Origin of the sequence: Diaphorobacter caeni, assembly GCF_015354245.1 — a bacterium.
GTDB lineage: Bacteria > Pseudomonadota > Gammaproteobacteria > Burkholderiales > Burkholderiaceae_C > Diaphorobacter_A > Diaphorobacter_A caeni.
In genome coordinates, this window is sequence record NZ_JADKYZ010000003.1 from 227,000 (window position 1) to 249,696 (window position 22,697).

Here is a 22,697-nt window from a genome sequence, read left to right on the forward strand (position 1 = left end):
CGCGCTCAGGTCCGGCTGGCCTTGTACCAGTCGGCAACCACATGTCCGACCTCCGCCAGGATCGCGTCGCGACCTGCGGAGTCGATCTTCATCGCGCCAGTGAGATAGGCGCTCACCAGCATGGGAGCCGCTCCCTGGGCGCTCCAGACGATGCTGACGTCGTTGGCCGTGCCGTTGTCGCCGGAGCCGGTCTTGCCACCCACCTTCCAGTCACCCGGCATGCCCGCGCGCAGGCGCTTGTCGCCGGTGCGGCTGGCCAGCAGCCAGTCACGCAACTGTTTCTGGCTTGCAGGATCGAGCACGCCCTTCTGCTCGGTGAGAAGTGAGAGCGCCGTGCTGCCCATGGCGCGCGGTGTCGTGGTGTCGCGCGGATCGCCTGCAATGGCGGTGTTCAGATCCGTTTCGATGCGGTCCAGTCGCGTGCGCATGTCGCCCACCGTGGTGCGCAGCCAGCGCGTGAGACCCTGCGGCCCGCCCTGCAGGTTGAGCAGCAGATTGGCGGCGGTGTTGTCGCTGAGCACCACGGCGGCCTCGCAGAGCGCGTGGATCGTCATGCCGTCGGCATCGGCGTGCTTTTCGGTTGCAGGCGAATACGCGACCAGCTCCTTCTTCTCGTAGAGCAGCGCCTGCTGCATCGGAAATTCGCCGAGCTGCGACAGATGCAGGATGCGCGCGGCCAGCAGCAGTTTGAAGGTGCTGCACATCGCGAACATCTCGTCCTCGCGATAGCCAAGCGTTTGCTGCCCGCCCAGCACCTGCACCGACAGGCCGAGACGCCCACCGCTTCGCGCTTCAAGCGCCTTCAGGCGCTGTTGGAAGCCGTCACCCTTGATGGCGGACTGGTCGTCGCCTGCAACATCACCTTTTCCCATACCCACCATGTTCTTCACGGAGCCACAGCCGCTCAGCGCCACAGCCGCTGTGCCGAGTGCGCCCATTGCCAACACATGGCGTCTTTGCGGGTTCATATCAGTCTTCATTGAATTCATCCAAAACACATCGACCCCGCACATGTCCAGCATGTCGGGGTCGCTTGAGAAACACAGCGCGATCGCGCGAGGGTTTGATCGTCCGTCAGACGACGAGATGCCGGATCAGCGGCGTCCGCCACGCACCAGCGCGATCAGCAGCACAACGGCGAAGACCACGAAGCAGACGAACGACCAGTTGGCGATGGAGCCACCGAGGAAGGTCCAGTCAATCGCCGCGCAGTCACCCGAACCACGGAAGATCATCGGCAGCGAGCGGCTGATGGGGTAGTTCTCGATCATGCCGTAGAAGTCGCGCCCGCAGGTCGCGAACTCGGGCGGATACCACTGCAGCCAGCTCTGGCGGGCCGCCACGAAGGCGCCGAAACCGGCCATCAGCAACGCGAGAAAGCTGAAGGTCTTCCACCAGCCGCTGCCACCGCGCATCGCGCCGATGCCGGTGAACACGGCCACGCCGATCAGGGCATAGCGCTGTACGATGCACATCGGGCAAGGCTCCAGACCCACCACATGCTGCAGATACATGCCAAAGCCCAGCATGGCGATGCAGGCGAGGCAGATCAGGCCGAGAAGCTGGCGCGGGGCCCTTGAAATCCAGTTGAAAAACACTTTTTGTCCTTAGGGGAAACCGGTATCTTAACCAACGTCCCCAGAGGAGAACACGATCAGATGCCGGCGGCTTCGTCCAGGAAAACCTTGGCGTGGCGCGGTGTCACCACCAGCAGCTCGCCCTCGCGCAGTCCCTGGTCACGAAACTGCTGCGCCGGAATCTGCGCTTCGATGAGCGACTCCGTGGCTGTATTGTCCGCCGATTGGTTATCGGATTCGGGAATAAGTTCCAGCCGCGCGATGGGACCGACCACGATGGCACGCGAAAGCTGCACCACGATGCCTCGCGGACGGCCCTGCGCATCCAGCGCCTGACCGGGCGAATAGCGCTCCACGTCAAGGTCGTGCGGACGCACGAACGCGAAGGCCTTGGTTTCGTGCGCGTTCTTGGCATCGACGCTCTCGAGTTGCATGCCGTCGTCCAGATAGACCCGGCCATCGCTCGCGCGACCCTTGAACAGGTTCACGTCGCCGAGGAAGCCATAGACGAACGGGCTGGCCGGGTTGTCCCAGACCTGCTGGGGCGTGCCCTCCTGTTCGATCTTGCCCTTGTTGATGACGACCACGCGGTCGGCCACTTCGAGCGCCTCTTCCTGATCGTGCGTCACGAAGATCGACGTCACATGCAGCTCATCATGCAGACGGCGCAGCCAGCGGCGCAGTTCCTTGCGCACCTTGGCGTCGAGCGCGCCGAACGGCTCGTCCAGCAGCAGCACCTTGGGCTCCACCGCCAGAGCGCGCGCAAGCGCAATGCGCTGACGCTGGCCACCCGAGAGCTGCGACGGATAACGGTCGGCGATCCAGTCGAGCTGCACCAGCTTGAGCAGGCTCATCACCTTCTCGCGGATCTGCGCCTCGCTCGGGCGCTCCTTGCGCGGCTTCACGCGCAGGCCGAAGGCCACGTTCTCGAACACCGTCATGTGACGGAACAGCGCGTAGTGCTGGAACACGAAGCCCACATTGCGTTCGCGCACATGCACATCGGTCGTGTCTTCGCCGCTGAAATGGATGGTGCCGACATCGGCCGTCTCCAGGCCGGCAATGATGCGCAGCAGCGTGGTCTTGCCGCAGCCCGAGGGGCCCAGCAAGGCGATGAGCTCGCCGGACTTGATGTCGAGGTTCACGTCGCGCAGGGCCTGGAAGTCGCCGAACTGCTTGCTGACATTACGAATTTCAATGCTCATGTTCTCAATTCCTCTTGTGTCCTCTCTCCCGACCTGCGGCAGAGGGAGAAAATCCTCAATCGGTGGTGGGGCGCTCGGGAGGCATCGCCGCGGCGGCTTCAAGCTGCTTTTCGGCCTTCCACTCGGCATAGGTCTTGATCGCCAAGGTCACCAGCGCCAGCAGAGCCAGCAGCGATGCGGCGGCAAAAGCGGCGACCGACTGGTACTCGTTGTAGAGAATTTCCACATGCAGCGGGATCGTGTTGGTCTGACCACGGATGTGCCCCGACACCACCGACACCGCACCGAATTCGCCCATGGCGCGCGCATTGCAGAGAATCACGCCGTACAGCAGGCCCCATTTGATGTTGGGCAGCGTCACGTGCCAGAAGGTCTGCCAGCCGGTCGCGCCAAGCACCACCGCCGCCTGCTCCTCATCATTGCCCTGGGCCTGCATCAGCGGAATCAGCTCGCGGGCGATGAAGGGAAACGTCACGAACACGGTGGCCAGCACGATGCCGGGCACGGCGAAGACGATCTTGATGTCGTGCTCCGACAGCCAGGGGCCAAGCCAGCCCTGCGCGCCGAACACCAGCATGTACATCAGACCCACCACTACGGGCGAGATCGAAAACGGCAGGTCGATCAACGTGATCAGAAAGGCCTTGCCCTTGAAGTCGAACTTGGCGATGGCCCATGCCGCCGCCACGCCGAAGACCAGATTGAGCGGCACGGTGATCGCGGCGGTGAGCAAGGTCAGCTTGATGGCCGACCAGGCGTCGGGCTCGCGCAGACCGGCCAGATAGGCGTCGAAGCCCTTGCGCAGCGCCTCGGTGAACACGGCCGCAAGCGGCAGCACCAGGAACAGCAGCAGAAAGACCAGCGCGATGCCGATCAGCGTCCACTTGACCCACGGAGCCTCGGTCGTGCCCGCCTTGGCGCGGCGCACGGTACGGGAATTGTTGACTGCGGCGCCACTCACAGCGGAGCTCCCTGACGCTTGCGCTGCCATGCCTGCAGCGCGTTGATGACGAGCAGCATCACGAACGAGAAGAACAGCATCACCACGGCCACCGCCGTCGCGCCTGCGTAGTCGTACTGCTCGAGCTTGCCGATGATGATGAGCGGCGTGATCTCGGACACCATGGGCATGTTGCCCGCGATGAAGATGACCGAACCGTATTCACCGATGGCCCGTGCGAAAGCCATCGCAAAGCCGGTGAGCAGCGCGGGCGTGATGCCCGGCAGAATCACCTTGTAGAAGATCTGCCAGCGCGTCGCGCCCAGACTGGTTGCGGCCTCTTCGAGTTCCTTTTCGGAATCTTCGAGCACCGGCTGCACGGTGCGCACCACGAACGGCAGACCGATGAAGATCAGCGCGATCACCACGCCGTTCGGATTGAACGCGAGCTGAATGCCGTATGGCTCGAGGTACTGCCCCACCCAGCCGTTGCCCGCGAGCAGCGCGGTCAGCGAGATGCCGGCCACGGCCGTCGGCAGCGCAAACGGCAGATCGACCAGCGCATCCACGATCTTCTTGCCCGGGAACTGGTAGCGCACCAGCACCCATGCCACCAGCAGCCCGAACACCAGATTCACGCAGGCCGCGATGAACGACGCACCGAACGTGAGCCGGTAGGAGGCCAGCACGCGAGGCGCCGTCACCGCCTCCCAGAACTGCGGCCAGGTGAGCGAGAAGGTCTTGAACATCAGCGCCGCCAGCGGAATCAGCACGATGATGCTCAGATAGAAAAGCGTATAGCCCAGCGTGAGCCCGAACCCGGGCAGCACGCGCTTGGAAGCGCGCCGGTCCGAACGGGCAGCGGGCACAGCATTCAGCGCCGCAGCAGTCATAGATGGATGGTTGTAGTTGGATCAGAAACAGGGCACGACTCTCGGAAGAGACATGCCCCAAGCCAGCGGCCGCCGCGCTGGCGGCGTCCCCCTCCCGCGCAGCGAGAGAGGGAGAAGGCGTGCAGCGCCTCAGGAGGGTGTGTTACTTGCCCGGCGTGTAGATCTTGTCGAACTGGCCGCCGTCGTTGAAATGGACCTTCTGCGCATCACTCAACGAACCGAAGTACTTGGCCACGGTGAACTGCTTGATCGGCTTGAACTCGTCCGAATGCTTCTTGAGCACCGCTTCGGAGCGGGGGCGCAGCGCGTGCTTGGCGGCGATTTCCTGTGCCTCGTCCGAGTACAGGTAGTTCAGATAGGCGGTCGCCAGCTCGCGCGAGCCCTTCTTGTTGACGGTGCGCTCGACCACGGCCACGGGGTTTTCAGCCACGATGCTGACCGACGGGTAGACCGGATCGACCTTGCCCTTGCCGAATTCGCGATCCACGGAGACCACTTCGGATTCGAACGTGATCAGCACGTCGCCGATATTGCGCTGCAGGAAGATGCTGGTCGCGTCGCGGCCGCCCTTGCCCAGCACCGGCACGTTCTTGAACAGCTTGCCGACGAACTCGGCCGCCTGAGCCTCCGAGCCGCCCTTCTCACGCACATAGCCCCATGCGGCCAGATAGGCGTAACGGCCATTGCCGCCGGTCTTGGGGTTGACGACCACGACCTTGACGTCGGGACGGATCAGGTCTTCCCAGTCCTTGATGTTCTTGGGGTTGCCGTTGCGCACCAGGAACAGCATGGTCGATGTCGTGGGCGAAGCGTCGTTGGGAAACTTCTTGGCCCAGTCCTTGGCGACCACGCCGCTGCTGGCGAGGAAGTCGATGTCGGTGGTGGTGTTGAAGGTCACCACATCGGCTTCCAGACCGTCGTTGACCGCGCGCGCCTGGGCGCTGGAACCGCCATGGGCCTGATCGACCTTCACGTCCTTGCCGGTGGTCTTCTTGTAGTGGGCGACGAAGGCCTGGTTGTAGTCCTTGTAGAACTCACGGGCCACGTCGTAGGACACGTTCAGCAGCGTGCTGGATTGCGCAGCCGCCAGACCACTGGCTGCCAGAGCAGCCACGGCGATGATGGACTTGAGCGAGCGGGAGAACGAAGCGGAGGTGGAGGTCATTGTTGATGTCACCGTCTGATTTGATAGTTACATCATTGTGAGGATCGCTCTTTAAAACTCAAAAGAATATATTCTTGTTTAATTATCGCGATTTTGCATAAGCAAGCATCGGCGCCATCTGGCGGGCATTCGGTGCGGCCCGACGTGGCTGACGACGTGGTTTTTATCCGGCAGTCCGCCTGCCCTCATCCCGCCAGCCCTCGGCGCCGTCAGTTGAACACCCGGCTGCGCTCGGGAACCGTCTCGCCGAGAAAATCCAGAAAGCTGCGCACCGCCGGAACCAGCCCGCGCCGCGACGGAAACACCGCATGCACGATCGCCTTGGGCTGCGACCAGTCCGGCAGCAGCCGCACGAGGCGTCCGCTCTGCATGTCCTGCTGGCACAGATAGTCCGGCAGCCAGCAAAAGCCCGTGCCCGCAAGCGCCGCATAGCGCAGCACCAGCAGGTCATCGACCAGATAGCGCGGATGCAGGACCACGGTTTCTTCCTGCCCCTCGGGCCCGAGCAGCCGCACGATGCTGCGTCCCTCCGACGACGGCATGGCGATGCTGTCGAGCGCCGCCAGATCTTCCACGGTCTTGGGCGTGCCCTGGCGGATCAGCAGATCAGGACTCGCCACCAGCAGCTGCACGCCCTCGCCCAGGCGCTTGACCACCATGCTGCCGCTTTCTTCGAGCGTCAAGCGCACGCGCAGCGCGACGTCAACGCCCTCCTCCAGCAGATTCACCGGCCGGTTGAGCACCTGCATCTCGACCCGCACCTCGGGATTGCGCTCCAGAAAGATGGGCAGCAACTCGCCCACCACCGTCTGCGCCAGCGTCACCGGGCAGGACACGCGCACCGTGCCGCGCGGCGATCCCTTGACCTGCGCGACCGCATCGGCCGCCGCCTGCGCCTCCTCGCGCATCGACTGGCAGTGGCGCAGATAGGTTTCCCCCACCTCGGTCAACGAGAGCTTGCGAGTGGTCCGCTGCAGCAGCCGCACGCCAAGCTCCTGCTCCAGCTCCGAAATGCGCCGCGACAGCCGCGACTTCGGAATGCCCAGACTGCGGCTCGCGGCCGTGAAGCCGCCGCGCTCCACCACCTCGGCAAAAAACAGCATGTCGTTCAGATCTTGCATAGGGATACCGTCATTGGGAATGATTTCAGAACAATCCGTCGCGATTATGCCGACTTATCAATTCATTGTCCCACCCACACAATTCATCCATCGCCACTCGCAAAGCTTTTCAGCAAAACAGCGGCGGTGGCAAACAGACATTCACTCATTCATACGGACAAACTCATCATGCAACTGCTTCATATCGACTCCTCCATTACCGGCGAACAATCGGTTTCCCGCCAGCTCACCCGTCAGATCGTCGACGCCTTCGTGGCCGCACACGAGGACACGGAAGTCCGCCGTCTCGACCTGCTGACCGACGCTCCCGCCCATTTCACCGCCGACGCAATGGCTCCCCGCACCGGCCAGACCGACGGCCTGAGTGAAGCACAGAAGCGCGAAAACGCCGTGTCCGAACGCCTCGTGCGCCAGTTCCTCGACTCCGACGTGATCATCGTCGGCGCACCGTTCTACAACTTCAGCATCCCCACGCAGCTCAAGGCCTGGCTGGATCGCCTGGCCCAGCCCGGCCGCACCTTCCGCTACACCGCCAGCGGCCCTGAAGGCCTCGCCAAGGGCAAGACCGTGATCGTCGCCTCGACACGCGGCGGCGTCTACTCCACCAGCGAGCAAGGCCAGGCGATGGAGCATCAGGAAAGCTACCTCAAGGTCATGTTCGGCTTCTTCGGCATCACCGACGTGCGCTTTGTGCGCGCCGAAGGCCTGGGTATGGGCCCCGAAGCCAAGGCCAAGGCACTGGAAAGCGCTGCAGGCCAGATCGCTGCGGCGATTGAAATGGAAGAGCTGGCCGAAGCCGCCTGATCCTCCTCGCCTCCCCAAAAAGCCAAAGGCCGGTAGATCCGGCCTTTGGCTTTTTTGCTTTGCAGTTTGGGGATTCAGCGTTTGTCGCCCTCGCCCTGCTCCTTGGTGGCGGCTGCCGCCGCCGCGCGCAGCTTGTCTTTCTTGCTCATGCGCTTGCCCTTGACACCGCCGTTGTCACCATCCTCGTGCGGTTGTCGCTCTGGCGCTTTTTCGGTGACGGGGTACTGCGGCAGCGTCTCGAGCACCACGTCCGTCAACGCATTGCGCTTGGCGATGAGCTTCCAGTGCGCTTCGGTCGCCGGGCTCACGAAGCTGATGGCGAGGCCGCTCGCGCCCGCGCGGCCGGTGCGGCCGATGCGGTGGGTGTATTCGATGGGAGAGCGCGGCAGGTCGTAGTTGACCACCAGCGGCAGATCATCCACATGAATGCCGCGCGCGGCCAGATCGGTGGTGATCAGCACCTGCCACTGCTGGTTCTTGAACTCCTGCAGCACCTGTTTGCGCGCACCCTGGCTCAGGTCGCCGTGGAAGGCCGTGGCGTTGATTTTCTTGTCGTATAGCTTGTTCGCCACATGCTCGGCCGTGTAGCGGCTGGCGACGAACACCAGCATGCGCTGGCCCTTGTACTGCTCGACCAGCTCGCGCAGCAATGCGGTGCGCTTGGCTGCGTCGATGTGAAAGACGCGTTGCTCGATGGTCGCGTCCTCACGATGGGTGGACGCGATCTCGACCTTGACGTGATCGGGACGCAACAGCTTGGCCGCAAGCCCCTGCACCGAAGGCGCGAACGTGGCGGAGAACAGCAGCGTCTGGCGCGCCTGGCCCTCGGGCACCAGCGCCAGCACCTTGTCGAGTTCTTCGGCAAAGCCCAGATCCATCAGGCGATCCGCCTCATCGAGCACCAGCGTGCGGAGGGTCTTGAGCTGCAGGCGGCTGTGCTCGACCACATCGAGCAGACGGCCCGGCGTGGCGATGACCATGTCCACCCCACCGCGCAGCGCCATCAGCTGCGGATTGATCGAAACGCCGCCGGTCAGCACCGCCACCTTGGGGCGCTTGCCCAGCGACTCGCCCACCATGTAGATCAGCTCGGCCACCTGCGCCGCCAGCTCGCGCGTGGGCACCAGAACCAGCGCGCGGGTCGCTTTGGCGCCTGAGCGCTGGGCGGCGTCGCTCAGCATCCAGTCCTGCAGCAGCGGCAGCACATAGGCCGCCGTCTTGCCCGACCCCGTGGGCGCGCAGGCCTGCAGATCGCGACCGCCCAGCACCACGGGAATGGCCTGCTGCTGCACGGCGGTAGGAGCCATCAGGCCACGGGATTGGGCGGCCTGCGCCAGCGAAGGGGCAAGGCCCAGATCAAAAAAGGACATGAATGAAAGCGGACGAAATAGGCCCGTCAATGAGCGAAACGCAACCCTCTATTGTCGGGCCTGCGGGCGCTTCGCGCTCGGCACATCGGAAAGCCAGTCCGAATCACTGCAAGGCCAGCATCAGTATCGGAATCAGCAGTGCCGTGAGAATCCCGTTGAGCCCCATCGCCAGCGCCGCAAAGCTGCCCGACACCTGATTGACCTGCAGCTCGCGCGCCATGCCGATGGCATGGGCCGTCAGGCCGATGGAGAAGCCACGCGCCGCCGGGTCGGTCACCTTGAGCAGACGCAGGAGCGGGTGCGAGATCACCGTGCCGACCACCCCCGTGATCACCACCGCCACGGCGGCCAGCGCGGGCAGACCACCAAAGCGCTCTGCCATGGGAATCGCGATCGGCATGGTCGCGGACTTGGGCATCAGCGACGCCAGCGTCTGCCAGCTTCCACCCAGCGCCCAGGCGATGCCGATGGCGCTCAGAATCGCCACGATGGAGCCCACCAGCAGCGCGATCAGCAACGGTTTCCAGATGCGCTTGAGCCGGTCGAGCTGCGCGAACAGCGGAATCGCGATGGCCACCGTCGCAGGACCCACCCACCAGTTGAGCGCTTTGGTCGCCGCCGCATAGTGGATATACTGCGTGCCGCTCAGCCAGAGCACCAGCATCACCATCAGCGAAGTAGTCGCGACCGGCACCAGCACCGGATTGCCACCGAAGCGGCGATACAGCCGCTGCGCGATCAGATACGCCGCGAACGTGACCGCGATCCAGAGCACGGCGGCGAGCGCAAAGCCCGTCCATTCGGAAAAAGGCTGCGGGGGATTCGCCAGCATGGTGTGGAGACCGCTCATGCCTTGCTCCCCTCTGCCGGATCGGCAACGCTCGCCGTGTCCGACCTGCGCAGCAGATACTGAAGCGTCACCGCCGTCACGGCGAGCGTGATCACCGAGCCCACCACACCGGCCACAAGAAATGGCAGCCACTCTTCGCGCACACGGCCGAAGTTGTCGATCAACCCCACCACCGCCGGCGCGAGCATCAGCATCATGTTGCGCAGCAGTCCGCCGCTCACCTTGCCAAGTGCGGCGGGCACACGGCCCAGCACCAGCAGAACCAGCGTGAGTCCAACCAGACCGATGAGCGAGCCCGGCACCGGCAAACCCAAGGCGCGAACCAGAAAGTCACCCGCGAGCTGGAAACGCACCAGAACCGCCAGCGATAGAGCAATGAAGAGCAGAGGCACGTGAGGACGACAGAAAAAGGAAACGAAGGTTCGACGCGCAAATTGCGCGACCGCGAAGCAAAAAATGGTCTTTTCGACCCTGAGAGCTTACCCAGAAGCCGGATTCGGCGCGGGCGAGTGCGAAATCGACCGTATTTCCGAGTATCTGTGCGAGCCCGGTTACATGACTCGCGTCAACTCGCCCTCATCCAAATCAGCAGATATCAACCATTGGGCGACGTAGGCAGACGTAGAGATGCAAATAACGACATTCCATTTTTCAAGCTGCGAACTGCCTGCATCCGCCCTCCAACTTCGCCCAATCCGCTGCCATTGACTTGGCAATTTAGGCGACGTTAGAGCGTGTTTTTCGAGGCAATTAAATTCACTTGAAAGCAGATTGAGACGGAGTTGGCGTCATTTGTGATTCATAGAATAAAAAAGGCCTCAGGTTCGGAGCATCGGACACGGGGCCTTTTTCGAGCACGCCATGAATTCGCCCACTTCGATCTACCCGCCCCTCTCCGACAGCCCCATCGCCGGCATCACGCTGCAGGACGTGACGCTCCAGCGTGGTCGCACCCGCGTGTTTGACGGCCTGAGCCTTTCGCTCCACGAGCCGCGCATCGGACTCATCGGCGACAACGGTGCTGGAAAGACCAGTCTGCTTCGCCTGCTCTGCGGTCTGGACGCGCCACAATCCGGCCGCGTGGCCATAGGCGGCACGGACATCCATTCGCCAGGCCAACCGGGGGGCCAACTGGCAGGCCAATCGGCGGGCCAGAACCGCGCCGCCTTGGTCGGCCTGATGTTCCAGAACCCGGATGACCAGATCATCTTCCCGGTCGTCGTCGAGGAAATCGCCCTGTCCCTGCGCACTCGCGGCATGAAGAAATCCGAAGCCCAGCAGGCGGCGCGCGCCCTGTTCGCAGAACGCGGCGTCGCCAGTTGGGCCGACCGGGCCGTAAGCAGCCTGAGCCAGGGGCAGCGCCAACAGATCTGCTGGCTCGCGCTGCAGGCCGCCGGGCCGCGCGTGCTGCTGCTCGACGAGCCCTACGCCAGCCTCGACCTTCCCGGGCAGGCCAGGCTGGCACAGGACATCGCGAGCGCCGATCAGCAAGTGCTGGTCTCGACCCATCTGCTCTCGCACGTGCGCGGCTTTTCCCGCGTGATCTGGCTCGATCAGGGCCGCGTGCGCGCCGATGGCTGCGGCGTGGAAGTCTGCGCCGAGTACGAGGCCGACGTGGCCTCCCGCGTTCATCTCCCATCTCACTGACGCAAGGCGGACACCGACATGGGAAGCCTCTACAGCGACACCCCCACCTGGCTGCACCGCATCGCCGCGCAGCACAAGCTGCTCGCGATGGCCGTGCTTGGCGGGCTGCTGTTCATCACCTCATCGCCACTGGCTCTGGCGCTGGGTGCCTGCGCCTGCGCCCTGCTCTGGATCTCGCTGGGCACGGCAACCCTACCCGCGCGCCGCCTGTTGTTGTCGGTGCTGATCGCCGCGCTGCTGGTGGCCGCCTTCCACCTGTTGCTCGGCAACCATCGCATCGCGGCCGTCAGCACGCTGCGCCTCGTCTGCGCCTCGGTGCTCGGCGTGGCGCTCACCGTGAGCACCCGGCCTGCGGACATCGTCGACGTGCTCGAGCGGCTGCTCGCGCCGCTCTCGCGTCTGGGACTCCACCCCGAGCGCATTGCGCTGCAGATCGCGCTGATGCTGCGCTTCGTCGATCATTTTTTCACTCAGTGGCAAAAGCTCGCCGACGCCCACCGGCTGCGCACCGGCAAGCGCGGCGGCCTGCGGCTGATTGCGCCGCTCGCCATACACATGCTGCTGGCCACGCGCCGCGTCGCGGACGCGCTGTGGGCCCGTCTCGGTCATTGAAAGGAACACCTCCATGAACCACCACTCCAGCCACCAACCCCTTTCGCGCTCCGCCGCGTCATCCATGGCGCAGGTCGCGCTGTTTGCCGCACTCATGGCGGTGCTCGGGCTCATCCCCAAAATCGATCTGCCGATGGGCGTGCCGATCACCGCGCAGTCGCTCGGCGTGATGCTGGCCGGCGTGCTGCTCGGCCCCAAGCGCGGGTTTCAGGCAATGGCCCTGTTCCTGCTCGCAGTCGCCGCCGGCCTGCCGCTGCTGTCGGGCGGGCGCGGCGGAATCGGCGTGTTCATGGCGCCATCGGCAGGGTATCTGCTCGGCTACGCTCCCGCGGCGCTGATCGCAGGTCTCGTCATGCGCGCCATGCCGCAGCGCAGTCCGGCGTTGATCGGGCTCGGCGCATTCGTCTCGGCGCTGCTCGGCGGCCTAGTCGCGCTGCACGCGATGGGCGTCGCCGGGCTCATGCTGCTCGCGCACATGTCCCCCAAGCAGGCGCTGATCACCACGCTGGCCTTCGTGCCCGGCGATCTGATCAAGTGCGTGCTCTGCGCGATCGTCACCCACACTGTCGCGCGTGGTCTGCCCGACTGGAAGTTCGGCGGTCGCCGTGCCTGAATCCGCACAACACCCACTGTCGGCCCCGCTGCACGGGTTCTGGGAACTGGTGCACGGCCCGCTCGCGCACTGGGCCGCATCGACACCCAACGCGATCGCGCTGCAAAACGAGTCCCGCAGCTTGAGCTTTGCGCAACTGCATGACGAAGTGAACGCGCGTCGCGCCGACATCACCAGCCGCCGCGCTCCCTCCATGCTGCTGCTCAACAGCGCGCGCGGAACGCTGGAATGCGTGATCGATTTTCTGGCCATCGTCGCGAGCGGGCGCTGCGCGGCAGTGTCCGACCCCGAATGGCCGCAGAGCGTACACGGGCAGGTCTGCGCCTGCATGCCCGAAGCAGGTTGCGAACTGCACGAAGCCACGCCGCTCGCACCGTTCTACACCGGCTTCACCTCCGGCAGCACCGGCGTACCCAAGGGCTTCATGCGTCACCATCGCTCGTGGACGGAGAGTTTTCGCGTGAGCGTCGCGGACTTCGGAGCCGTCGCTGCGCAGCGCGTGCTCGCGCCAGGGCGCATGTCGCATTCCCTGTTCCTGTTCGGCGTGATGCATGGTCTGTGGTGCGGCGCGGGCGCGATCGTGCAGGAGAAATTTTCGGCGCTGCGCTGCCTGCAGCGGCTGGGCGATGGCGCTGCACCCGTGCTCGTCGCGGTACCGAGCCAGTTGCTGCTGATGCTGCAATGGGCCGAGCAGCGTGCCCTGCAGCCCATCAAGGGCGTGCAGCTCATCCAGATCAGCGGTGCACGCTGGATGCGCTCGCGGACACCCGCGCTCCAGGCGCTGTTCCCCAACGCGCGGATCGTCGAGTTCTACGGCGCGTCAGAAGCCAGCTACATCGCCTGGATGGATGCCGATGCAAACGCGCCCGCCTCCGCCGTCGGCAGGCCGTTCAGCAACGTGGAACTGGCGATCCGCAGCGCATCTGAGCAGGCTCACGACAACGCCGTCGGCAACCACGGCACAGGGCTGATCTACCTGCGCAGCCCCATGGTCTTCATGGACTATGTCGGCCAGAACGTGGACCGCACCGGTGTGCTGCGCGACGGCGACTGGCTCTCGGTGCGCGACATGGGGCACATCGGTGCGGATGGCTTGTTGCACCTCGCGGGGCGCGAAAGCCGCATGATCGTCACGCGAGGCAAGAACCTGTTTCCCGAAGAGCTCGAAGACCTGCTGCAATCCCACTCGGCCATCGCGCGCGCGTCGATACTCGGTGTGCCGGATGCTCTGCGCGGCATGCTGATCCATGCGGTCGTGCAATGGCGCGATGGTGCCGGGCAGCCGCCATCCGTACGCGATCTGTCGCAATGGCTGGGCAACCGCAGCGAGAGCTTCAAGCATCCACGCACATGGTGGACCGCCAGCGAATGGCCGCAGACCAGCAGCGGCAAGACGGATCACCGCGCGATTGCCAGCCTCGTGCACCAGCAGCTGAGTGGAAGCGCCACCCCGCTGTTGCCATGGCTTTCGTGACCCGTCCCACATCCCCCGCACCGATGACGCCAGCGATTCTTTCCTGGGCACGCAGCCCCATCGCTCCCAAGGGCGGGGCCTTCAATGCGCTGCTGCCCCACGAGATCGCCACACCGATCGTTCATGCGCTGCTCGCGCGGGCGAATCTGAGCGCCGACAAAGTCGACGCCGTGGTGCTTGGCAATGCGATGGGCGCTGGCGGCAATCCCGCGCGGATGACGGCTCTCGCGGCGGGGCTGCCCGAAGCCTGTGCGGCGTTCAGCATCGACAGCCAGTGCTGCGCCGGACTCGACGCGATCGCGCTGAGTGCGGGTCTGATCGCATCAGGACAAGCGGACGTGGTCATCGCCGGAGGTGTCGAGGCATGGAGCCGCGCCCCCATTCGGCAGACCAGACCGCTGCTGCCCTCCGACAGTCCGACCACCTACGAACGCCCCGCCTTCGCGCCCGATCCCGCACAGGACCCCGACCTGCTTGAGGCCGCCAGCGAACATGCGTGGGAGCGACGGTTCAGCCGCGCGCAGCAGGAGGCCTATGCCCTGCTCAGCCACGAGCGGGCATTGCGAGCACAACAAGGCTCGCATCTTCACGAACTGGTCGCGCTGGCGGGCCGTGACTGTGACCTGTACCCGCGCGCCATCGATCCCGCTCGCGCCGCGCGCATGCCGGTGATCGCACACGCCAAAGCGGATGTGCAGCGGCAATTCGGCCTGAGCGCCCTCACCGTCTCCGCCAAGGCCGACGGCGCGGCGCTGGTGCTGCTGGCCTCCGCGCAAACCTGCGAACGCCTCGGCATCCGCGCGCCCGCGCGCTGGCTGGCCAGCGCCAGCGTGGGCGGAGACTCCCGCATGCCAATGACGGCTGCGGCCTCGGCCGCTCAGGCGGTAATGCAGCGGTACTCGCGGCAGCTCGCGATGGCTCCGCTGCAAGCCCGCGATCTGCATGCCATCGAACTGCACGATGCGTTTGCGGCACAGGGCCTGTCGTTCTGCGAAGACCTCGGGATCGCCCCGCAGGACATCAACGCACATGGAGGTGGGCTCGCGCGCGGTCACCCCATCGGTGCATCGGGCGCCGTGGCGCTGGTCAGCCTGCTGAACACGCTCCATATGAAGGGTGCCGACGACACGACGCAACTTCGCATGGGCCTGGCCGCCATCGCGGGTGCAGGTGGACTGGGCGCGGCCTGCATGGTGCAGATGGGAAATCCGAAATGACTGAATCCAACGAACCAAACACCGTCGACCTGCGCCTGCAGTTTCTGCACCAGCGCCGCTCGATTCGCGCGTTCACCCACCAAGCGGTGAGCCGGACGCTGCTCGCGCAGCTTCTCCAGGCCGCGCGCGCCGCACCCAGTGGTGCGAATCTTCAGCCCGGGAAATTCATCGAGGTGATCGGTGCCGCACGCAGCGCCTTGACCGATGCGCTGATGCGCAACCGCGAGGAGCTCGTGGAGGAGCGCGAAGACTACGGCTATTTTCCCCGGCCCATGCCCATGCAGCTGCGCAAGCGCCAGGTGGCGGCCGCGCAGGCGCTGTATGGCGCGCTCGGCATCGCACGTGATGATGCGGCGGGTCGCGACGAGCAGTTCGCCCGCAATTTCCGCTTCTTCGACGCCCCGGTCGCGCTCATCGCAACCATCGACGCGAGCTTTGGCGAAGGCGGCTACATGGATCTCGGAATGGCGCTGCATGGTCTGCAGTTGGCGGCATCGGCCGTCGGCATGGGCAGTTGCGCGATTGGCGCGATGGCATCGCATGCGGACACGATACGCGAGGTGCTGCAGTTGCCCGCCGACCAGCACATCGTCTGCGGCATCGCACTCGGCTGGCCCGACGAGACGGCTCCCGTGAACCGGACAAGAACGAGCCGATTGCCGCTGGATGTGTATCTGGAACAACGATCCGGACCACACGATCACCTCGCAGCGATTTCGGCGCGTCGTCCTACAAATGAAACCAACACCCAATAGTTAGGAATTGACTATTGACCATTTGGTAAATAAAAAGACCGGGCGAGCCCCGATCTCAGGGCACAAAAACCAGCCCCTTGCCGAACACCGCGCGCACAGGAAGCATGAGTTGCGTGCCCGCCAGCGTCTTGCGGCGCAGGCGCATCAGCGAGGACTCGATGCGATGGAAACCGTCTTCCGCCTCGGCATGCCCCATCGCCTTGACCAGATTGGTCTTGGACACCATGCCGCCATTGGCCGCCATCAGGCACTCGAGCAACTCGCACTCGCGGCTGGTCAGGCGGATGGTCTTCTGGTTCGGAGCGATCAGGCGCGGCACGCTGAGGTCCAGACGCCAGGAGTTCTGCTGCTCGGCGTTGGTGACGCGCATCTCCAACTGGCGCAACTGGGCACGGATACCGGCCACCAGCTCGGCCAGCGACAAAGGCTTGATGAAATACTGCAGCGCTCCCGCATCCAGACTCGCCACCCGCGCACCGGAATTGGCGTGCTGTGACAGCACGATGGCAGGAATGCGTTGCGCAACCAGCCTGCGGATCAGCGCCAAGCCCGGATCCACGCCGAGATCGAGATCGATGATGACCAGATCGGCCTTCTCCTTGAGCAGGCCGATGTAGAAATCTTCAATCGAATTTGCCCCCCAAGTCGTATAGCCTGACTCTTCAAGGAAGCGACACACCTGCATGCGATGTGTTTCATCACCGTCTACGACTGCGATAGTGAACTTGACTGATGATGTGAGAATTTGTTGCATATTGAAACCACAAGTTTTGCAAATTTTCGCCATCAACATGTCTTTGCGCCATGCACAAAAACACTTAGTCGCTCACAATGTGTATTTCATTGCTACAGTATATTGTAAATAATTGTTATTCGATTATTGCCGGAATTCTACAATTACTGTAGTTAATCGCAACTCATTCCGATCATTGAGAAAGCTCTTGATAAACACCAAAACCAGCCACCAAGGCGCACGGTGGCTGGATTCTTCACGTTCAGAATGCGGAGATGACAGAGCCCTTGAATTGGGTCTCGATAAACTTACGGACGTCTTCTGAGTGATAGGCGTTGATTAATTTGCCAACCCAGGCCTTGCCCTTGTCCGCATCTCGAATGACAAGAATATTTACATATGGATTTTTTGCGGATTCGAGAGCAATTGAGTCCGTTTTCGGATTCAGGCCAGCCGAGATGGCGAAGTTGGTGTTGATCGCCGAGGCATCGAGGTCATCCAGCGAGCGCGGCAGCTGAGCGGCATCCAGTTCGACGAAGCGCAGCTTCTTGGGGTTGGAGACCACATCCAGCGGCGTGGCCTTGAGGCCCGCGTTTTCCTTCAGCTTGACCAGCCCGAGCGACTGCAGGAGCAGCAGCACGCGGCCGCCGTTGGTCGGATCGTTCGGAATGCCGAACTTCGAGCCTGGCTGCAGGTCTTCCAGCTTCTTGATCTTCTTGGAATAGATGCCGATGGGGAAATTCACCGTGTCGGCGGCCCAGCTGATCTTGTAGCCACGGTCCTTGACCTGAGCGTCCAGATACGGGCGATGCTGGTAACTGTTGGCATCCAGTTCGCCTGCGGACAAGGCCGCATTAGGCTGCACGTAGTCGCCGAATTCGATGACCTGGATCTTGAGGCCGTCCTTCTCGGCGACCTTCTTGACGTGCTCCATGATCTGCGCGTGCGGGCCAGCGGTCACGCCGATCTTGATGGAGGTCTTTTCCTGCGCGAAGGCCGAGCCGCCGAAGGCGGCAGCAGCGGCCAGCGCGAAGGTCGATTGAAGAAGAATGCGTTTGGAGAACATGGTGTTCAGCTTTCTGCCAAATGGAAAATGAAACCTCGCATCGTAATCCATATCTGCGACCAGATATAAGATTCCTTTTCCATATGCAAACAACCCCGAGTCCGATGGCCCGGCTCCCTACCCTGTCTACCGTGAACTTGCAATGCCAACTTCAGCCATGTAATCCGAGTAAATAACCTCAAGTCCTCAGTGCCAGGTTGTTGAGCTTGTCCAGTCGCTCGGGCCAAGTGCCCTCCTCGGCAGACTGCAGCAGAATCCGCGTCCACGCGATCCAGGCGTCCCACTGCACACGCTTGTCCCATGCATTGCCCCACGCGCTGAAGCACTGCAGCGCACTTTGAGCGGCGCGCACGGCGTCCTCCTGACGGTCGGCCGAGAGATAGACCTGCGCCAGCACCATTTGCGGCTCCCCCACCCAGGGATTCATGCGCACCGCCTGCTCCAGCACGTTGGTCGCCACATCAAGATCCACCAGCGGCTGATCGAGCTGGATCACCGACCAGTAGAGCGACGTCGCCGCCGCATCGCTCTCCTTGCTCACGCTCTGCGTGCATTGATCGAACACGGGCGGAATCGGCAGTTGGTTCTTCAGCCCCGGATGCTGCAGCGCCAGCCCCAGCTGCGAGAGCTGAGAGATCTTTCGGCTCGGCGGCCGCATAGGGCCAGGCCACAGCGACGCGGCCCAGTGCACGGCCTGCTTGCGCGAGATGTCGACGTTGGGCGAGCGCGAGTAGATCTCCTCCTGCCAGCTGAACCACTGCTCTATCGTGTCCGCCATGCTCACGATGATGAAGGTCGCCACCTCGCGCGGCGTGAGCTGCACGGTCGCGCGCGGCGCGGGGCCGTTGAGCTCGAGCTCCATGCCGCCATCGTCATCGAAGTCGCGCTCCAGCACCTTGTTGATGAACTGGCTGCGGCTCATGGTGCAGAACAGATGCACGAGGTGCTCCGCCTCCTCGCCCACCAAGTCCTGCAGGCGCGCACGCTCGGTGCGCGCGTCAAACTTCACCAGATCCACGAACGCGTTGCCGTAGACGCTGTGCAGCAGCCCGAGCAGCTGCACCTCATGCGGCTGGCGCCACAGCGCAAGCGAACGCGCCACGCCATAGAGATGGTGCCGGAAGGTGCCCGCCTTGTGCCAGTCCTGACCGACGCCACGCTCCAGCACCACTGGAAGCACGGGAGCGAGTTCAGGGTCCTGATGGATCCAGTTCTCGTCGAGCAATTGCTGCGCGCGATGAAAGAGTTGCGGGTCCAGACGGTGCCATGGCATGGACATGGGTGGGGCTCCTTGTTCGATGGGGGAATGCTCGAAACCTTGCACTATGCCCGCAAACCAACCGCGGCACATCGGGAAAACTGCCACATGTCGCGGCACGGAACATCGCCTCGCCCGGACATGCCGTTGTGCGATATTCGGGCCATGCGTTCCCTGATCAAACATGCGTTGCTGCTGGTACTCACGCTGGGTCTCGTGCTGATCGCGCTGATCGTCGTCGCCAACTGGCGCGACGAACCACTGAGCACCTCGACCAAGGCACTGCTGTCGAGCTACAAGACCCCGACCGAGGAACAGTTGCAGGACAACGGCTTTCTGATTCTTTCGGGCCTCGACGCGCCGCTGGATGATGCGGGCAGACAGTCTCCCGTCCAGAGCGCGATGCAGGCCGGAAGGCAGCGCCTTGACAACGAACTCGAGCGCAAGCAGTGGTTCGAGAAGACCCGCGGAAACCCGGCCGAAGCACCAGCGCCGTTTCAGCCCGAGTCGGCAATGAAGGCGTCAGACATACTTCCCGACGCGCTGCAATGCAAACCCGACCTCGCTCCGCGCTGCCATGAGTGGTATCTCAAGCATGCCGACGCGCTCAGGCCCATGCTGGCCGCGCAGCAACCCTCGCTCATGCGTCTTGCGGCAGCCACCAAGGCCGAGCGCTTCGAGAGTTATTTTCCGCCCTACATGGAGCAGCTCTTTCCGCCTTACCAGCATCTGGTGCGTATCCACGAGCTGCAACTGGCCCAAGCCAGCCTGCTCTGGCATCAGGGCCAGCAGGCCAAGGCACTGGATCTGTTGGAGCAGAGCGACCGCCTTACCGAACGACTTGCGAGTGCCAGCAATCATCTGGTGGGCAACCTCGTCGCGCTGCAGATGCAGTACCGTCGACTTCGGTGGCTCAGCGATGTAGTGGCCACGTCCCGGTTCCCGATCTCCGCAGTCGCGCGTGAGCGAGTGCAGGTGCTGCTTGATGCTCCCATCGTTTCGATACGCAACGGACTCAACGGCGAAGCCGTCCTCATGGCCACCTTCATGGCCTCCATGACCGAAAGCTCGCAGGACTGGGCCGACATCACCACGATTGCCAGCGAAAAAAGCCAGGCGTGGAAGCGATGGCTGCGCGGAAAGCTGGACAGGGCCACCTATCTCCCGAACGAAACTTTGAACCAGCAGACCGAATGGTGGGCACAGTTCCTGCCGACGATCGACACCGATGCGCATGACTGGGATGCTGCATTGAGCAACGCGAACAATTCAGCGCAAGCCCTGAAAGAAGCTCGCACATCATGGCTGGGCCTGCGCAACTACACGGGCAATCTGATTGCGGACGTCGGGACGCCCAACTATGCGGCGTATGTGCAGCGCAGGCACGACATCGAAGGCTTTCGCCGACTGGCATTGGTCCAGTTCAAGGCAAAAGCGCAGCACATATCTGCCGAAAAAATGCCGTCGTGGCTGCAGACCACGCCCGATGAACTGCGCGATCCCTACACGCTCAAGCCCATGCAATGGGACGCCACCAGCCAAAGCCTGATCTTCGAGGGCCGCGAAGCCCAGACGCAGAATCCCGGACGCTCCAAGACCTATCGCATCCGATATTGACCCGATATTGACGCCCTGAAAGGCACCTCATGCGCAAAGCCTTTGTCGGACTGTTTGTGACCTTGATTGCGCTGCTGGTGCTCGCGCTCGGCGTGCTGCTGCTCGCCAACTGGAACGATGAGCCGCTGAGCGACAAGTCGCGCAAAGCGCTGGCGTACACGGCACCGACCGAGAACCAGCTGCGCGGCAACGGCTTTCTGATTCTTGCGGGCATCGATGCGCCCGCGCCCGCCAACCCCAAGGCCGACGCGGTGGAGCCCGCTCGGCAGCTTGGCCTGCAGATGCTCGCGCGCGAGATCGAGCGCTGGAAATGGAACCAGCGTCTTGGGCACACCAATCACACCAATGCGCCCAAGTCCCTCGAACCAACAGGCGCCCTCACCCGCAAGCAAATTCTTCCCGACGAATTGAGATGCCCGCCCGAGCAGGCCGACTGCATCGCATGGTTCGTGCAGCAACGAAAGCAGTTCGCCACACCCAACGCGCACCAGCGTGCGGTCCTCGCACGCCTGGCGGCCCTTGCACGGGCGCCGTACTGCACCAATGTGCTTCCCAATTTCGTGGCAGCACAAGGCGCGCCGCTTTCCGCATTGCTCGCCGGATTCGAACTGCAACTGGCCCGCGCGAGCCTGCTGTGGAACGACAAGGCCTACGACGAGGCATTGGATCTGGTGGAGCGCGGCGAGGCAGTGCGGCAATGCACGGCCGCATCGGATCGATTGACCGCCAGCTCCATTGCCACCTCGCCGATGAACCACGCCACCATCAAATGGCTGAGCAACGCGGTCACCCGCACCGGCGATCGCCTGCGCCCGCAGGACGAGGCGCGCATCCAAAAACTGCTGGAAACGCCGCGCCTCTCCATCCGCCGGGGACTGGCCACCGAGATGACGTATTCGGCGAGCATCACCCACTCCCTCGGCGTGACGCTCAAGTTGCCGAACAACACGGACGAGGGTGAAGGCAACGCGACTGAGAACGAGCTGTCGAAGAGCGATTCGTGGATCAGGCACGCCCGACGGTCCGTCAACGCCCTGCTCTATCTGCCCAACGAGACCACCAACATCACCACGGAGCGCTGGACGCCGCTGGTGCAGCTCGCCGACGTACTGCCCCATGAGCTCAAAGCGGCCGAAGAATTGGCGGCCAACAAGCACGAATCGCCAGCAGCGGCACGTGCGAAATGGCACGGCGCACGCAACCCCATCGGCAACCACCTGCTGGGCATCGCAGACCTATCGGACTATGTTCACTACAACCATCGTGCCATCGACACCGACGGCTACCGCCGCCTCGCGCTGCTGCAGTTGCAGGCGATGCAGCAACGCATTCCGCCAGAGAAAATGAGCCAGTGGCTCGCCGACCGCCCCGAGCCGCTGCGCAACCCCTGGGACCGCCAGCCCATGCAGTGGAACGCAGAAGCCGGCTCGCTGGAGTTCACCGGCCTGGCGGTGCAGACAGCCAACCCGGGCAAGTCACGCACCTACAGAATCAGCTTGCGCCACTGAATCCCCCCCAAAGTCTCATCATCGATTGGCGGGGCCCCGCATGCTGGAGCGAGCCAGCAAAGCGCACAAGGCGCTCGAACAAGCACCGCAACGGTGAAATGGGTCATAGCGCGAGGCGTCGCCGACGCAGATCAGTACTTCAGTACGGCAAGGAGGCGCAACGAAGCGGGATGGCCCATTTCACCGCCTCCAAACGATTGACCCATCGCCGCCAACGGCGGCGTCGTGATCGAAGCCTGCGCACATAAAAGTTGCAGCGCAACGTTTGAAAG

The 22,697-nt window shown here is 63.5% G+C and carries 22 protein-coding genes; 9 read left to right on the plus strand and 13 right to left on the minus strand.

Going from position 1 to position 22,697, the window contains the following annotated elements; all coding sequences use genetic code 11:
- Nucleotides 1-5: 5 nt before the first annotated feature.
- The 7 genes from bla to ISG32_RS08765 all read right to left on the minus strand — a co-directional run bounded on the left by bla (nt 6) and on the right by ISG32_RS08765 (nt 6,901).
- Nucleotides 6-968 (minus strand): class A beta-lactamase, encoded by a 963-nt coding sequence (gene bla / locus ISG32_RS08735; protein ID WP_194770632.1) that lies wholly within the window; start codon nt 966-968, stop codon nt 6-8.
- Between the two features lie 126 nt (nt 969-1,094).
- Nucleotides 1,095-1,598 carry a disulfide bond formation protein B gene (locus ISG32_RS08740; protein WP_194770633.1) on the minus strand — a complete coding sequence of 168 codons (504 nt, stop codon included), beginning with the start codon at nt 1,596-1,598 and terminating at the stop codon, nt 1,095-1,097.
- A gap of 56 nt (nt 1,599-1,654) precedes the next feature.
- Nucleotides 1,655-2,782 (minus strand): sulfate/molybdate ABC transporter ATP-binding protein, encoded by a 1,128-nt coding sequence (locus tag ISG32_RS08745; protein ID WP_194770634.1) that lies wholly within the window; start codon nt 2,780-2,782, stop codon nt 1,655-1,657.
- Between the two features lie 55 nt (nt 2,783-2,837).
- A complete protein-coding gene (gene cysW / locus ISG32_RS08750; protein ID WP_194770635.1) occupies nt 2,838-3,773 on the minus strand; it encodes a sulfate ABC transporter permease subunit CysW in 936 nt (311 codons plus the stop codon).
- Complete coding sequence (cysT, locus tag ISG32_RS08755; protein WP_194770636.1) at nt 3,740-4,615, minus strand: sulfate ABC transporter permease subunit CysT; 876 nt, start codon at nt 4,613-4,615, stop codon at nt 3,740-3,742. Before cysT ends, cysW begins: the two co-directional genes overlap by 34 nt.
- 142 nt (nt 4,616-4,757) lie before the next feature.
- The gene (locus ISG32_RS08760) at nt 4,758-5,780 is read right to left on the minus strand and encodes a sulfate ABC transporter substrate-binding protein (RefSeq protein ID WP_194770637.1); all 1,023 of its coding nucleotides are present in this window, start codon (nt 5,778-5,780) and stop codon (nt 4,758-4,760) included.
- A gap of 209 nt (nt 5,781-5,989) precedes the next feature.
- Nucleotides 5,990-6,901 carry a LysR family transcriptional regulator gene (locus ISG32_RS08765; RefSeq protein WP_194770638.1) on the minus strand — a complete coding sequence of 304 codons (912 nt, stop codon included), beginning with the start codon at nt 6,899-6,901 and terminating at the stop codon, nt 5,990-5,992.
- A gap of 168 nt (nt 6,902-7,069) precedes the next feature.
- Here ISG32_RS08765 and ISG32_RS08770 point away from each other — a divergent pair, with 168 nt between their 5' ends.
- Nucleotides 7,070-7,705 (plus strand): FMN-dependent NADH-azoreductase, encoded by a 636-nt coding sequence (locus tag ISG32_RS08770; RefSeq protein ID WP_194770639.1) that lies wholly within the window; start codon nt 7,070-7,072, stop codon nt 7,703-7,705.
- A gap of 74 nt (nt 7,706-7,779) precedes the next feature.
- On the opposite strand, the gene ISG32_RS08775 is transcribed toward ISG32_RS08770, so the two are convergent.
- The 3 genes from ISG32_RS08775 to ISG32_RS08785 form a co-directional block, all read right to left on the minus strand.
- Nucleotides 7,780-9,075 carry a DEAD/DEAH box helicase gene (locus tag ISG32_RS08775; protein WP_194770640.1) on the minus strand — a complete coding sequence of 432 codons (1,296 nt, stop codon included), beginning with the start codon at nt 9,073-9,075 and terminating at the stop codon, nt 7,780-7,782.
- Nucleotides 9,076-9,178: 103 nt separating this feature from the next.
- Entirely contained in the window at nt 9,179-9,925 is a 747-nt protein-coding gene (locus ISG32_RS08780) for an LrgB family protein (protein ID WP_323745912.1), read from the minus strand.
- The gene (locus tag ISG32_RS08785) at nt 9,922-10,278 is read right to left on the minus strand and encodes a CidA/LrgA family protein (RefSeq protein WP_323745913.1); all 357 of its coding nucleotides are present in this window, start codon (nt 10,276-10,278) and stop codon (nt 9,922-9,924) included. Before ISG32_RS08785 ends, ISG32_RS08780 begins: the two co-directional genes overlap by 4 nt.
- 508 nt (nt 10,279-10,786) lie before the next feature.
- Here ISG32_RS08785 and ISG32_RS08790 point away from each other — a divergent pair.
- From ISG32_RS08790 to ISG32_RS08815, 6 genes are read left to right on the plus strand one after another with little or no spacing between them, the layout of a single operon-like run.
- Complete coding sequence (locus ISG32_RS08790) at nt 10,787-11,572, plus strand: energy-coupling factor ABC transporter ATP-binding protein (RefSeq protein WP_194770641.1); 786 nt, start codon at nt 10,787-10,789, stop codon at nt 11,570-11,572.
- Between the two features lie 18 nt (nt 11,573-11,590).
- Nucleotides 11,591-12,184 (plus strand): CbiQ family ECF transporter T component, encoded by a 594-nt coding sequence (locus ISG32_RS08795; RefSeq protein ID WP_194770642.1) that lies wholly within the window; start codon nt 11,591-11,593, stop codon nt 12,182-12,184.
- Between the two features lie 13 nt (nt 12,185-12,197).
- Nucleotides 12,198-12,797: a biotin transporter BioY gene (locus ISG32_RS08800; protein ID WP_228529685.1), complete on the plus strand. Its 600-nt coding sequence runs from the start codon at nt 12,198-12,200 to the stop codon at nt 12,795-12,797.
- A complete protein-coding gene (locus ISG32_RS08805) occupies nt 12,790-14,271 on the plus strand; it encodes an AMP-binding protein (RefSeq protein ID WP_194770643.1) in 1,482 nt (493 codons plus the stop codon). The genes ISG32_RS08800 and ISG32_RS08805 overlap by 8 nt, the downstream gene beginning before the upstream one ends.
- Nucleotides 14,259-15,488, plus strand: a complete 1,230-nt coding sequence (locus ISG32_RS08810) for a thiolase family protein (protein ID WP_228529686.1) — start codon at nt 14,259-14,261, stop codon at nt 15,486-15,488. The genes ISG32_RS08805 and ISG32_RS08810 overlap by 13 nt, the downstream gene beginning before the upstream one ends.
- Entirely contained in the window at nt 15,485-16,243 is a 759-nt protein-coding gene (locus ISG32_RS08815; protein WP_194770644.1) for a nitroreductase, read from the plus strand. Before ISG32_RS08810 ends, ISG32_RS08815 begins: the two co-directional genes overlap by 4 nt.
- A 55-nt stretch (nt 16,244-16,298) precedes the next feature.
- Here the strand turns inward: ISG32_RS08815 and ISG32_RS08820 are convergent, their stop codons facing one another.
- From ISG32_RS08820 to ISG32_RS08830, 3 genes are all read right to left on the minus strand, one after another.
- Nucleotides 16,299-17,036: a response regulator transcription factor gene (locus ISG32_RS08820; RefSeq protein ID WP_323745914.1), complete on the minus strand. Its 738-nt coding sequence runs from the start codon at nt 17,034-17,036 to the stop codon at nt 16,299-16,301.
- A 202-nt stretch (nt 17,037-17,238) separates the two neighbouring features.
- A complete protein-coding gene (locus tag ISG32_RS08825; protein WP_194770645.1) occupies nt 17,239-18,042 on the minus strand; it encodes a MetQ/NlpA family ABC transporter substrate-binding protein in 804 nt (267 codons plus the stop codon).
- 178 nt (nt 18,043-18,220) lie between these two features.
- Nucleotides 18,221-19,321 carry a DUF6817 domain-containing protein gene (locus ISG32_RS08830; protein ID WP_194770646.1) on the minus strand — a complete coding sequence of 367 codons (1,101 nt, stop codon included), beginning with the start codon at nt 19,319-19,321 and terminating at the stop codon, nt 18,221-18,223.
- A 144-nt stretch (nt 19,322-19,465) separates the two neighbouring features.
- Here ISG32_RS08830 and ISG32_RS08835 point away from each other — a divergent pair, with 144 nt between their 5' ends.
- Both ISG32_RS08835 and ISG32_RS08840 read left to right on the plus strand, forming a co-directional pair.
- Nucleotides 19,466-20,917 carry a hypothetical protein gene (locus ISG32_RS08835; RefSeq protein ID WP_194770647.1) on the plus strand — a complete coding sequence of 484 codons (1,452 nt, stop codon included), beginning with the start codon at nt 19,466-19,468 and terminating at the stop codon, nt 20,915-20,917.
- A 29-nt stretch (nt 20,918-20,946) separates the two neighbouring features.
- Nucleotides 20,947-22,425 (plus strand): hypothetical protein, encoded by a 1,479-nt coding sequence (locus ISG32_RS08840; RefSeq protein ID WP_194770648.1) that lies wholly within the window; start codon nt 20,947-20,949, stop codon nt 22,423-22,425.
- Nucleotides 22,426-22,697: the final 272 nt, after the last annotated feature.